Source organism: Streptomyces sp. NPDC005648 (assembly GCF_040605395.1).
GTDB lineage: Bacteria > Actinomycetota > Actinomycetes > Streptomycetales > Streptomycetaceae > Streptomyces.
Genome location: NZ_JBEXCS010000004.1, coordinates 38067 through 52155, shown reverse-complemented (window position 1 = coordinate 52155; position 14089 = coordinate 38067). Strand labels below are relative to the sequence as shown.

Annotated in this window: 5 protein-coding genes; 4 read left to right on the top strand and 1 reads right to left on the bottom strand. The window is 68.3% G+C overall.

Annotation, left to right across the window (positions count from 1 at the left end):
- Nucleotides 1-31 precede the first annotated feature (31 nt).
- Nucleotides 32-217, bottom strand: a complete 186-nt coding sequence (locus ABZT17_RS03500) for an antitoxin (protein ID WP_356343164.1) — start codon at nt 215-217, stop codon at nt 32-34.
- Nucleotides 218-448: 231 nt separating this feature from the next.
- Here ABZT17_RS03500 and ABZT17_RS03495 point away from each other — a divergent pair, with 231 nt between their 5' ends.
- The 4 genes from ABZT17_RS03495 to ABZT17_RS03480 all read left to right on the top strand — a co-directional run bounded on the left by ABZT17_RS03495 (nt 449) and on the right by ABZT17_RS03480 (nt 14086).
- Nucleotides 449-1165: an HNH endonuclease family protein gene (locus ABZT17_RS03495; protein WP_356343162.1), complete on the top strand. Its 717-nt coding sequence runs from the start codon at nt 449-451 to the stop codon at nt 1163-1165.
- A gap of 65 nt (nt 1166-1230) precedes the next feature.
- Nucleotides 1231-1974 (top strand): GNAT family N-acetyltransferase, encoded by a 744-nt coding sequence (locus ABZT17_RS03490; RefSeq protein WP_356343160.1) that lies wholly within the window; start codon nt 1231-1233, stop codon nt 1972-1974.
- Between the two features lie 328 nt (nt 1975-2302).
- Nucleotides 2303-13312, top strand: coding sequence for a LamG-like jellyroll fold domain-containing protein (locus tag ABZT17_RS03485; RefSeq protein WP_356343158.1), 11010 nt, complete (start codon nt 2303-2305; stop codon nt 13310-13312).
- A gap of 24 nt (nt 13313-13336) precedes the next feature.
- Nucleotides 13337-14086: a hypothetical protein gene (locus ABZT17_RS03480; protein WP_356343155.1), complete on the top strand. Its 750-nt coding sequence runs from the start codon at nt 13337-13339 to the stop codon at nt 14084-14086.
- The last annotated feature ends 3 nt before the right edge of the window (nt 14087-14089 follow it).

The following is a 14089-nucleotide window of genomic DNA, read 5'->3' as shown; positions in this document are numbered from 1 at the left end:
CTCGAAGGGTCAGGTCAGGTGAGTCCGGGGGTCACTGCTGGTCGGGCCGGTCGCGGTCCATACCGAGCCGGTCCTCGGCCTGCTGCTGGGCCTGGTCGACCTGGCTCTCGTACTTGTTGCCCGTCCTCTCGTTGACCTTCTTCTCCGCGGCGTCGGACATGTCCCTGGCCTTGTCCTGCGCCATGCGGTTGCTCTTGAACCTGTCGAAGATGCCCATCCAGAGCTCCTTCCAGAGGTGACTCAGCATCGACGATACGGCCGATATGGGTGGAGTGCCCACTTATGTTCCCTGCGGGGTCCGGGAGTCCGCGTTTCCGGGCCTCCCGACTGCCCCCGTGCGCCCTGTCACCGCGGTGTGCGCGAAGTCGTACAGGGAAGACGCTCGGTGCGGGGCCGCCAACCGGGTGGACCGGGGTCGGCCGGGGTCGGTAAAGGGGAGGGACGCGTCGTGAGGCGTCTTCGGGGCGGGGCCGCGGCCGCCGTCGTGCTGGTGTTCGCTGTTGCCGGATGCAAGGCCGAGACGAAGACCGGGTCCGCGGGGCCGCGGGAGACGGGCGGGGGCGGTGCCGCCCTCACCGCCGCCGAGTCGCTGACCGTGAAGGGGCGGGCGCCGAAGACCGGTTACTCGCGGGAACGGTTCGGCACCGCCTGGGCGGACACCGACTCCAACTCCTGCGACACCCGCGACGACATCCTCCAACGGGACCTGGAGGGCGTGCGGTTCAGCGGCGGCAGGTGCAGGGTGTCGTACGGCGTACTGGAGTCGGACCCCTACTCCGGCAAGAAGGTCACCTACCGGCGCGGGGCCAGCCTCGTCGACATCGACCACATCGTGCCGCTCTCCGACGCCTGGCAGAAGGGCGCCAAGTACTGGGACGCGAGCAAGCGCATAGCCCTCGCCAACGACCCGCTCAACCTGATAGCTGTCGACTCCAGCACCAACCGCTCCAAGGGCGACGGCGACGCGGCGACCTGGCTGCCGCCGAACAAGTCGTACCGCTGCGCCTATGTGGCCGGTCAGGTCGCGGTGAAGCGGAAGTACCAGCTGTGGGTGACCGCCGCCGAGAAGGCCGCCATGGAGAAGGTGCTGCGGACCTGCCCGGGGCAGAGGCTGCCGTCCGGCGGGAACCCCACGGACGCGCCGGCACGGTTCCGGGCGGACTGAGATCCCGTTTCCGCGCGGACGGAAAACCCGTTTCCGGGCCCGCCGCTCCGGCCTACCGTGACCGCATGGAACTGACCGTGGCGAGTCTCGCCGACCGGCCGGAGATGCTGCGGGCCGTGCTCGACATGCCCGACACCTGGGCGGAGTTCACGACGCAGGACCCCGTGGGCAGCGCCCACTACGGGCGCATCCCCGCCGAACTCCCGGAGTACGTCCTCTTCGCCGAGACCGAGCGCGGCGAGGTCCTCGCCCACGCCTACAGCGTGCCCTTCCGCCTCCACACGGAAGACAGGGGCCGGCTCCCCGACCGGGGCTGGGACCAGGTTCTCGGCTGGGCCTTCGCCGACCTGCGCCGCGGAGTGCGGCCCGACACCGTCAGCGCGATCTCGATCGTGGTCCACCCGCGGGCCCAGGGCCTCGGCCTGTCCGGCCGGATGCTGGCCGCGATGCGGGAGAGCGCCCGCGCCCGCGGCTTCACCGAGGTCGTCGCCCCGGTCCGCCCCAGCGCCAAGCACCTCGAACCGCGCACCCCCATCGAGGAGTACGCCCACCGGGTGCGCGAGGACGGGCTGCCGTACGACCCCTGGCTGCGTGTCCACGCCCGCGCCGGCGCCGTCATCGAGCGGATCGCGCCCGCCTCCATGACCGTCGCCGCCTCCCTGGAGGAGTGGCGCGGCTGGACCGGACTGCCCTTCGACACCCGGGGCGACATCGAGGTGCCGGGCGCGCTGGTGCCGGTGCGGTGCGAGCCGGAGCGGGGGTACGCGGTGTATGTCGAGCCGAACGTGTGGATGCGGCATCGCCTCTGACGGGCGCGCCTGTGACGGGTGCCGCGCGCCCCTGACGGGCGCCGCGCGCCCCCTTCACTCCCTCGCCGAGCCGCCCTGCGGATGAACGCTTGATGCGCTCCCGTCAATAAAACCGCAAAGGTTTCCGAAAGGAGCAAAGGGGCGCCCCGATCAAAGTCGGACAGGTTCAGCAAGGAAAGGTCAAACCACGTCCAAGATCGGTCCTTTGCTCTATTCACTCTTTGTTTACAACGGGCAAGATCTCTCCGTTTTCTGTGGCCTCACCGTCGGCACGCCAACTGACATCGCGGCCCGCCCTGTTGTGCCCATTCGAGGGGGAGTCCCAGCCGTGCGTGTTCGGCCCTTCAGCCGTGTCCGCTCCACCCGCCGTACACGGCGCGCCCGCCGGGGCGTCGCGGTACTCCTGCTCACCGTGTTCGCCTGCATGTGGACCACGCAGTCGGCGGTGGCCGCCGGAGCCGAACTGCACTCCGTGGACCTCTCGTTGCCGAGCCTGTCCTCGCTCACGGCCTGGCTGAAGGACCCGCACTGGGGCCGGCTGCCCGCGGAGAAGTCGGGCACCGCGGCCGGAAAGCGGCACCATGTCTCCGCCGCGGCGACCGCGGCGCACCGGGGCAAGGGCCGTAAGCCGGGCAAGGGCAAGGGCGAACTCGCCGCGTACAAGGCGCACCGGGCGAGCGTGAAGCGGGGCAAGAGCGCCGGCGGCGCCGTGTTCGACGCCAGGACCAGCAAGCGGGACGCGGGCAAGTCCTCGCGCACCGACACGGTGTACGACAACGCCGACGGATCCACCACCAGACGGATCTACCCGACCCCCGTCAACTACCAGGCCGGCAAGGGCAAGTGGGCGCCCATCGACGTGGACGTGCGGGCCGGGCCCGACGGGCGCTGGCACGAGAAGGCCAACTCCATCGGCGTCGACTTCGCCGCCAGGGCCGACGACTCCGCGCTCGTCTCGCTCGCCCCCGACCAGCGGCACTCCGTCGCCTACGGCCTCAAGGGCGCCCACGCCGTCAAGGGCACCGCCGACGGCTCCCGCGTCACCTACCCGGGTGTCCTCACCGACACCGATCTCCAGGTCGCCCCCACCGCCACCGGTGTGAAGGAAGCGGTCGTCCTGCACTCCGCGGACGCCGGCAACTCCTGGACCTTCCCGCTGCACCTCAAGGGACTCACCCCGGTCCAGAACCAGGACGGCTCGATCGTCCTGCAAAACGCCGCCGGCAAGACCGTCGAGCGCGTCCCTTCGTCGTACGCCTACGACTCGAAGGTCGACCCGCGCTCCGGTGACCCGGCCACCACGCACGAGGTGACCACGACCCTCGTGCACGACGGCGGCGGCTACGCGCTGGACATCAGCCTCGACGAGACCTGGCTGAAGGACGCCCACCGCGTCTTCCCCGTCACCGTCGACCCGACCGTCACCGACGGCTGGACGACCACCTACGCGGAGTCGGGCGCGGCCGGCGACCACTCCTACGAGCAGACGATCAAGGTCGGTTCCTACGACTCCGGCACGCACTCCGCCGCCGGATACATCAACCACTGGGACACCGCCTGGGACGCGAGCGGCGCGACCGTCACCTCGGCCACCCTGCACCTCTTCGACACCTGGGCCTCGACCTGCACCGCCGAGCGTTTCGACGTCGCCCTGGTCACCCAGGCATGGACGCCCGAGGGTGTCACCAGCTACCCCGGCCCCACCTATGGCTCCTCCATCGGCAACGCCACCCCGACCGTGTCCAACGCCTGCGCGAACACGGCCGCGGACCGCTCGGTCGGCGACTGGGTCAGCGTCTCCCTGACGACCTCCGCGATCCAGGGCTGGTTCAGCGGCAGCACGGCCGACCACGGCCTCGCGGTGTACGCGTCGACCAGCGACGCCCTGCACTGGAAGCAGTTCGGATCGTTCAACGACCCCTCGCTCGGCCCGTACATCGTCGTCAACTACACCGGGAACACCGCCCCGCAGCTCTACGAGCAGTTCCCCGCGGACAACGCGGTCGTCGGCACCACCACCCCGGAACTCACCGCGTGGGCGGGCGGCGCCAACTCCAGTGGCAGCGCCGGCCAGTACCAGTTCAAGGTCTACGACGCGAACAACGCCCTGGTCGCCGACTCGGGCCTCGTCTCCACCGGTGACTGGACCGTGCCGTCCGGAAAGCTGGCCTGGGGCAAGAACTACACCTGGCAGGTGCAGGCGTACGACTCCGCGACCGGGCTCTACTCGCCCGCGGATCCCTACGAGCTGTCCGTCCAGGTACCCCAGCCCGTGATCACCTCCGGGCTGTCGCAGAACAGCAGCGACCACGGCTTCGACGCCTCCATCGGCAACTACACGACCTCCGACACCGACGCCTCGGTCTCGACCGTCGGCCCGTCCCTGGACGTCGAGCGCGACTACAACTCCCGTGACCCGCGCTGGACCGGGGCCTTCGGCGCCGGCTGGTCGTCCATCGTCGACTCCCGCGCCACCGAGCAGTACAACGCCGCCGGAACCGTCACCAGCGTCAACGTCACCTACCCGGACGGCTCCCAGGTCGGCTACGGCAAGAACAGCGACGGCACCTTCGCGCCGGGCACCGGCCGCTGGGCGACCTTCACCACGGTCAGCGGAGGCGGCTACAGCCTGACCGACAAGGACGACACGGTCTACGCCTTCACCACCTCGCTCGGTTCGGGCGCCTACGGCCTCACCTCCGTCACCGACGCCAACGGCCGTGCCATCGCGCTGACCTGGACCAGCGGACACGTCACCAAGATGAAGTCCGCCGTCTCCGGCCGCTCCCTGAACTTCACCTGGTCCACCCCGAGCGGCGCGCTCGCCGCCCATGTCGCCACCGTCACCACCGACCCCGTCACCAACGGCGACACGACGACCGTACTGACCTGGAACTACGGCTACACCGGCGACCAGCTGACGACCGTGTGCGCTCCGCTGTCGACCACGAAGTGCACGGCGTACGGCTACACGACGGGCTCGCAGTACCAGAACGCCTCCCTCGACCTCGACCCGAGCGCCGCCTGGCCGCTCACCGAGAGCTCCGGCACCACCGCCAAGGACGCGGTCCTCGCCAACGAGGGCACCAAGAACGCCACGTACGAGAACGTGACGCTCGGCGCGGCCGGCCCGCTCACCGGCTCCTCCTCCACCGCCGCCTCCTTCAACGGCACCACCTCGGACGTGTCGCTGCCGAAGAACACCGGCAACGACACCGACTCGGGCGCCCTGTCCCTCTGGTTCAAGACCTCGGCCGGACCGGGCGTGCTCTACTCCTACGCCTCCCAGCCGATCGGCTCCGGACAGGCCGCCGGCTTCTACACCCCGTCGATCTACGTCGGCACCGACGGCAAGCTGAACGCCGAGTTCTGGTACAGCGGCGGCGTCAACCCGATCGTGTCCTCGGCGTCCGTGGCCGACGGCAAGTGGCACCACGTGGTGCTCAGCGCGGCCGGCAACTCGCAGACACTGTTCCTGGACAACACGAAGGTCGGCTCCCGCAGCGGCACCGTCTCCATCAAGAGCGCGGTGGCCTTCGGCAAGAACCAGGTCTTCAACTACCTCGGCACCGGCTTCCTCGGCGGCAGCTGGCCGGACGAGCCGCACAGCAGCTCCAGCGACGGGACCGGGTACGCCACGTACTTCAACGGCTCGATCGCCGATGTCGCCTGGTACGGACGCCCGTTGGTCGCCGCCGACGTCAACTCCCTCTACCAGTACGGCACTCACTCCGCGAGCCTGCTCACCTCCGTCAAGCGGCCCTCGGGCAAGACCTTCGCCGCGATGACGTACGACCCGGCGACCACGACGCTGACCCAGCTCACCGACGAGAACGGCGGCGTCTGGAAGCTCGCCGCCCCCACGGTCGCCGGCTCCAGCCAGACCTACCGGGGCGCGGTGCTCGGCGCCGCCCCCGCCGGCTACTACCGGCTCGGCGAAGCGGCCGGGGCGACCACGGCCGTCAACGAGGTGCACGGCGGCAACGGCACCTACAGCGCCGTGACGCTCGGCGCGTCGGGCCCCTTCAGCGACGCCAAGGCCACGACCTACAACGGCAGCACCTCGTACACCGAACTGCCGACCTCCGTGCAGTTCGGCACCAGTGACCGCAGCCTCGAACTGTGGTTCAAGACGGCGAGCCAGGGCGTCATCGTCGGCGCCCAGTCGGCGGTGATATCCGGGGCGACCGCCACCTCCGGTACCTACGCGCCGCTGCTGTACGTCGGCACCGACAACAAGCTGCACGGCCACTACTACTCGGGCAGCGGCTCCTCCACGACCGCGTTCGGCTCGACCGGCACGGTCACCGACAACACCTGGCACCATGTGGCCCTCACCGCCTCCGGCGCCACCCAGACCCTGTACCTGGACGGCGTCAAGCAGTCCAGCTACTCCGGCACCCCGGCCGACCAGACCTACAACCACGTCTACCTCGGCGCGGGCTTCTCCAAGGCATGGCTCGACTCCCCGGCGGATGTCAGCCACTTCACCGGTTCCATCGCGGACGCGGCGTTCTACCACACCGCGCTCACCGCCGCCGATGTCGCCGCCCATGTCGAGGCCGCCAAGAACTCCGCCGGGCTGCTCCCGGTGGAGACGGTGAAGGTGACCTCGCCGACGACGTCCACGCTGACTTACACCTACGACGTCACCAACGGCAACCGCGCCCTGACCGAGACCGACGGCCTCGGCGACAAGACCAGCTTCGGCTACGACACGGCCGGTTTCGAGCACACGGTCACCGACCCCAACGGCGCGGTCACCACCACCGGCCACGACGTCCGCGGCAACATCGTCTCGTCGACGAACTGCCAGGACCAGGTCGCGAACAAGTGCAACACCGAGTACTACACGTACTACCCGGACGACACGACCGCCCAGCTGACCACCGCCGACCCGCGCAACGACCAGCTGCTGACCGAGCGCGACGGCCGCTCCGCGTCCGCGACCGACACCACCTATCTGACGTCGTACACCTACGACTCGGCGGGCAACCAGACCGCCGTCACCGGCCCGGCCGTCCCCGGCTTCCCGAACGGCCGCGCGACGACCACCGTCTACAGCGACGGCACCAGCACCTACCCGTCCGCCAACGGCGGGGTGGTCCCCAAGGGCCTGCCGGTGAAGACCGTCAGCCCCGGCGGCGCGGTCAACTCGGTCTCCTACTTCTCGGACGGCGACGTCGCCTCCACCACGGACGCCATCGGCCTGGTCACGTCGTACACCTACGACGGTGTCGGGCAGGTGCTGAGCCAGAACGTCGTCTCCGACACCTACCCGAGCGGCCTGACGACGACCTACACGTACGACAAGAACGGCCAGGTCACCTCCGAGCACGACCCGCAGCTCACCGACCGGGTCACCGGCGCGACCCACACCGCCGTCTCCAGCACGGTCTACGACGACGACGGTGACGTCACCTCCCAGACCGTCGCCGACGGCAACGGCGGCGACGCCTCCCGCACCGAGACGCAGACCTACGACGCCTACGACCGTCTGACGACCGAGTCCGACGCCAACGTCGCGGCGGGCACCTCGTACGGCAACACGACGACGTACACCTACGACACCTCCGGCAACAAGACCAAGGAGGTGACAAGTGCCGGCAACGAGACCGACTACACCTACGACGACAACGGCAACCTGCTCACCCAGAGCCTGATGTACACCGGCGACCCGGTCTCCCCGCAGACCGCGACGAAGCTCGTCGAGTCCTCGCGGGCCTACGACCCGGCCGGGCGGCTGGCGTCGGTCACCGACGCCATGGGCAACACGACGTCCTACACCTACACCGACGACGGTCTGACCTCGACGGTGAAGAAGACCAGCGCGGACGGGAACAGCAGCTACGTCCTGGAGTCGGACAGCTACGACGCGGCCGGCAACCTGCTGGCCCAGACGACGGACAACGGCGAGAACGTCACCCAGTACTCGGTCGACGCCGCCGACCGCACGACGTCCACGACCGTCGACCCGACCGGTGTCGACCGCGTGTCGACCGTGTCGTACACCCCGGACGACCAGGTCGCCTCCCAGAACGACCACGACGCGACCGGTTACGACCGCACGACCACCGACACCTACGACGACATGGGCAACCTGCTCAGCGAGACGCTGTACGGGGACTCCTCGGGTCACCCGGCGGGCTGGTGGAAGCTCGACCAGACCGCCGGCCGCTCCGTCACCGACGCCTCCGGCACCGGCAACACCGCCACCGCCGGACCGGGCGTGACCTGGTCGGACAACGCCGCCCAGTTCAGCGGCGACACCAGCGGCAACGGCGACATCATCGCCACCAACGGCCCGGTCCTGGACACCAGCGCCTCCTACACCGTCTCGGCGTGGGTGAAGCTGTCGGACACCTCGACGTTCCGCACCTTCGTCTCCCAGGGCGGCACCAACCGCTCCTCGTTCTACCTCCAGTACGCCTCCACCACGGGCGTCTTCCGTCTCATCTCGCCCAGCCAGGACACCTCCGCCGCCCCGTCGGCGTACTACTCCGCCTCCGCCTCCGGTGCCCCCGCGCTGAACACCTGGACCCACCTGGTCGGCGTCTTCGACTCCTCCAGCGGCACCATGAGCCTGTACGTCAACGGCTCGCTCGCCGGCTCCACCAGCAACCCGGCGCCGTGGACCGGCTCCGGTCCGCTGTCCGTCGGCGGCGCGAAGACCGCGGGCGGCACCGTGAGCAACGCCGTCAACGGCGCGGTCAGCAACGTCCAGACCTACCAGCGGGCGCTGTCGTCGAGCGAGGTGAACTCCCTCTACGGCAAGGGCCGTTCGGGCGGCACGGTCGGCTCCTCGAACCAGCAGACCACCAAGTACACGTACGACAAGCGGGGTCTGCCGACGTCCATGACGGACCCCGAGCAGCACACCACGAACTACGAGTACGACGAGGCCGGCAACCTCGCGGTCACCACGGCACCGGCCGTCCAGTCGGAGCCCGACGGCATCGCCGCGAACGCCTCCACGGTCCGCCCCGTCACCTGGAGCGGTTTCAACACCTTCGGTGAGGCCGTCGAGGAGAAGGACCCGACCGACCTCATCACCTACACGGCCTACGACGCCGACGGCAACAAGGTCAGCGAGACCCTGCCGTCGTACACCCCGGCCGGGGCGTCCACTCCCAACCCGGGCACCACGGTCTGGACCTACGACAGCGAGGGCAACCAGACCAGCGCGACCACGCCCGGCGGAAAGACCACGTCCTACCTCTACGACCAGCTCGGCGACCTGTCCCAGATCACCGAACCCGATGGCACCAAGACCCACGCCACCTACGACACCAACGGCAACCAGCGCACGGCGACCGACGGCACGGGCGCGCAGACCCAGGCCACCTTCGACTACCTGGGCCGCCAGGTCACGGCGACGACCCTGGAGCGCTACCCGTCCACCCGCACCCTGGTGACGAACTACTCCTACGGCGTCACCACCGGCAACCCCTACGGCGCGCATCTGGCGTCGGCGCAGAGCCCGGGCGGCGTGACCACGTCGTACGCCTACAACCGCGCGGGTGACGTCACCTCGACGACGGACGGAGCGGGCAACACCACCGCCTACTCCTACGACTTCGAGGGCAACAACACCAAGACCACGCTGGCCGACGGCAGTTACACGACCACCGACTACAACGTCAACGACGACCCGACCGCGACCCGCAGCTACGACGCGGGCGGCACCTTCCTGTACGGCACTTCGCAGCAGTACGACGGCGACGGCAACCTGGTCGCGGCCACCGACGCCAACCAGCACACCACCCGCTGGACCTACGACGCGGCGGGCACCATCACCCAGCAGGTCGAGCCGGTCGACGCGACGACCTCGATCACCACGTCCTTCGGCTACGACCAGGCCGGCAACCGCACCCGCTTCACCGACGGCCGCGGCAACTCCTGGCGCTACAGCTACACCCCCTGGGGCCAGCAGGAGAAGGTGATCGAGCCGACGACGTCCCAGTACACCTCGGCCGCCGACTCCACCACGACCTTCGCCTACGACGCCGACGGCAACGTCACCTCGGCCACCGCGCCCGGCGGTGTCACCACGTCGATGACGTACGACGACAACGACCAGTTGAAGACCATGTCGGGCACGGGCGCCGAAGCCGCCACGGCGAAGCACTCCTTCTCCTACGACGCCGACGGCCGGGTCACCTCGGCGGCCACGGACGAGGCGGGAACGTCGGGCGCGACCGACCACCAGGCGTCCACGAGCGACTCCTTCACCTACGACGACCGAGGCGACGTCCTGTCCGCCTCGGGCTCGGCCGGCTCGTCGAACTTCACGTACAACGACGACGGCTCGATGCTCACCCGCACGGACGCGGCCGGCACCCAGTCCTACGGGTACGACACAGCGGGCCGCCTCTCCTCCCTCGACGATGCTGCGAGCGGCACGCATCTGACGTACACGTACGACCAGTTGAACAACGTCAAGACGATCAAGTACGGCAGCACCGGCCAGACCCGCACCTTCGGCTACAACAGCGCGCACGAGCTGACGAGCGACGTCCTGGTGCAGGGCGCGTCGACCCTGTCGAGCTTCACCTACGGTTACGACAACAACGGCAACCTGACGTCGAAGACGACGGCGGGCGTGACGGGCGCGTCCTCGAACACCTACGCCTACGACTGGTCGGACCGTCTGACCTCCTGGAACAACGGCACGACCACGACGGCGTACTCCTATGACGCCTCGGGCAACCGGGTGCGGTCCGGTGCGGACGTGTACACCTACGACGCGCGTGACCAGTTGACCTCGGACGGCACGAACTCGTACTCCTACTCGGCGCGCGGGACGATGACGCAGGGGTCGTCCACGGCGGGCGGCACGGCCGCCTTCAAGACGGACGCGTTCGGCGACCAGATCGTGGCGGGCGACCAGTCGTACACGCTCGACGCACTGGGCCGGAACATCACCGACACGGACACCGGCTCGGCCTCGACCCGCACCTTCGCCTACTCCGGCGCGGACAACACGATCGCGACGGACGGGGACGCGTCGTACACGTACGACCCGTCGGGCGGCCTGGTGGGCATCAAGCAGACGGGTTCGTCGACGGGGGCCCTGGCCCTGACGGACCTGCACGACGACGTGGTGGGCACCTTCACGTCGGGCGCCACTTCGTTGTCGGGCTCGGCGACGTACGACCCGCTCGGGAAGGTGACGGCGGTCGCGTCCCTGATCGGCCATCTCGGCTTCCAGTCGGGCTGGACGGAGCCGGGCACGGGCGACGTGGGCACGGCGTCACGCTGGTACAACCCGAACACGGGCGAGTTCCTGAACAAGGACAGCGTGTCGGCCTCCGCGACCCCGGACTCGGTTGCGGCCAACCCCTTCGCCTACGTCGACGACAACCCGCTGGTGGGTACGGACCCGTCGGGTCACTGCTCCTGGTGGACCGGCTCGTGCGAGACACAGGCCGTCAAGCACGTGGCGAAGAAGGTCAAGCACGTGGCGAAGGCCGTGTACCACGCGGCCAAGCATGTGGCGCGCCGGGTCGTCCACGCGGTGAAGCACGCGGCGCACAAGGTGGTGCACCGGGTGGCGGACGTGTACCGGGCGACGGTGCGGGTGACGCGGCGGGTGTACCACTACACGGTCCGGCACGTCAGACGCATCTACCACGCGGCCGTCCACGCCGTGCATACGGCGTATCACAAGGTGTCGAGAGCGGTGCACCGAGTGGTCCATGCCGTGAAGAAGGCGGCGCACAAGGTCGCGCATCAGCTGAAGAAGGCGGCGAAGGCGGTCGCTCATGCGGCGCGGACCGCGTATCACGCCACGGTGAAGGCGGTGAAGTCGACCGCGAAGTTCGTGAAGAACCACGCGGCGGCGATCACCTCGATCGTGGTCTCCACGGCGGTCTTCGCGGGCTGCGAGGCGGCGACCTGGGGCGTGGGCACGATCGGCTGCGCCGCTTTGGCGGGCGCGGCCGGCTCCCTGGTCGAACAGGGCTTCAAGTGCGCCCAGAACGGCGGCGGCGACTGCAGTGTCGGAGCCTTCGCGGGCTCGGCGGTCGAGGGCGCGGTGACGGGGGCGGTCGGCGGTGCGCTGGGCTCGCTCGGCGGAAAGCTCCTCGCCAAGGCGGCGCCGAAGGCGATGGAGGTCGTCGGGGGGCTGTTCGGGAAGGCGGCGGAGGCGGGGGAGTCGGGGGCGGCTGATGCCACGGATGAGGCTGCGGCTCAGGCGGAGTCGGAGGGGGCGGGGAGTAAGTCGCAGTCCCAGTCCGAAGAAGGCGGCGAGAGCGAGTCGGGGTCGTCCTGCAAGCTTGGTAGGCCCAGAGTCACACCGCACAGCTTCACGGGCTCGACGCGAGTCCTGATGGCCGACGGTTCGACGAAGGCGATCGACCAGGTGCGGGTGGGCGACACGATCGCCAACTCGGTGCCGGGCGTGGCGGGCACGGAGGCGCACAAGGTCACCGCGGTGATCGTGACGCACACGGACCACGACTTCGTCGACCTGACGATCAAGGCGACGGCTGGCTCCGCTACGAAGCAGGCTGTGAAGACGGGGGCGAAGTCCCTCGCCAAGAAGGTCGCCCGCAAGGCGGCGTTCGGCCTGGCGGCCTCGGCGGCGGTGCTGGGAGCGCTGGCAGCGAGCCACGGCCACGGCACCGCTCAGGAGCCGGCGACGAAGACGGTCGCGGCGGTCTCCTCGGCGTCGTCCAGGCAGAGTGTTACGGCGACTGCCGGGACGTCGTCGGATGCGCGGGGCGCGCACCTGACAACTACCTTCCACCACCCGTTCTACGACGAGACGCAGTCGGCGTTCGTCGATGCGAAGGACCTGAAGGCCGGCGACGTCCTCCAGACCCCGACCGGAACGGCCGAAGTCACCGGTGTCCGCCTGTACCACGCGAACACCACAACGTACGACCTGACCATCGGCACCCTCCACACGTACTATGTGCTGGCCGGGGACAATCCGGTCCTGGTGCACAACTGCGAAGTTGAGATTACTCAAGAGCAAATCGACACGCTTACCGTCGGGCCCCACGCGACTGGTGAAGGAATCGAAACGACTCAGCCGGATCCTTTGCCGCAAGAAATACGTGACGCGGTGCAGGACGACGTATGCCACACGTGCGGCGATACACAACCCGATGCGAAGCCGGTCAAGATTGGTGACCACCAGCCACCCGTCAGTGTCAGTCCCGTCGGCTTCAAGTACCGAGTATTTAGCCACTGTTCCGTGTGTAGCGGTATCCAGAGCAGAGCGGTTCAAGTCTTGGCTCGAATTGGGAGAAATCACGGTATCTACGAACCGAAGGGAAACTTTGAAGCGCTGATGAAGATCGCCCAATCGCATATCGGAGGCGGGAATTAACGGACGACATCTGCGGAGAGCTCTGTGAAAATCGGCGAAGTTGAGGTCTTCCTTAACTACGGTCAGCTTATGGTTGGATCGGATAGCGATCCCGACTTCGACCTGCTGGTATCTACGCCACCAGCAAACGATGCACACCACGTTATGCTCACTGCGCGTGCGCAGATCGCGCCCGTAAGGGTAAGCGTGTGGCGTGGTACGGCACCAAGGGCATCCCGTCCGGTTTTCAATGGGGAGGTAGTTCTTTCCACGGGGTATCTGGCTCTGCGTGAGGCCTCGGACCCGCCGTTCTTCGTCTGGCCAGTCACTAGCGCAGGGACACGAGTCGGATTGTCCATTGGCGTCGATGCCTGGGATGAAGCAACGACGGTGACGGTCGTAGTCGACCCGGATGCTCAATCAATGCCTGATGTGAGAAGCAGGGACGATTTTATCGCCTCAGCCGCCGCCATCACTGAAATTTCGCAGATAGATCGAGTCCTGACTGGTTATAGCTATCCCGTGGATCGTCTCGCGGTGGCGATAAGAATCATGCGAGATGCTTCAGGTGAAGGTGTTTCCGAGGCGCGTGTTCGGTATGGAATCACGTCAGTGGCGGAGTGGCTGAAATGGCTGCATCCCGCGATTTCAGCCAGAGTATTGCCAGGCATTGAGGAACTACTGCGAAATTACCTTGTTGAAAACTCCTCCGAACAGGTAGCTGCAGGCGCTCTTATCGCCTATATTGCGTCAGAGTTGGGGCTCAGCGGTGAGGAATTTCTCATGGCTCGATGAGCG

Excerpts from the sequence above, each read along its gene's own strand:
- ABZT17_RS03500 (WP_356343164.1), bottom strand. The coding sequence starts at position 217 with ATGGGCATCTTCGACAGGTTCAAGAGCAACCGCATGGCGCAGGACAAG.
- ABZT17_RS03490 (WP_356343160.1), top strand. The coding sequence starts at position 1,231 with ATGGAACTGACCGTGGCGAGTCTCGCCGACCGGCCGGAGATGCTGCGG.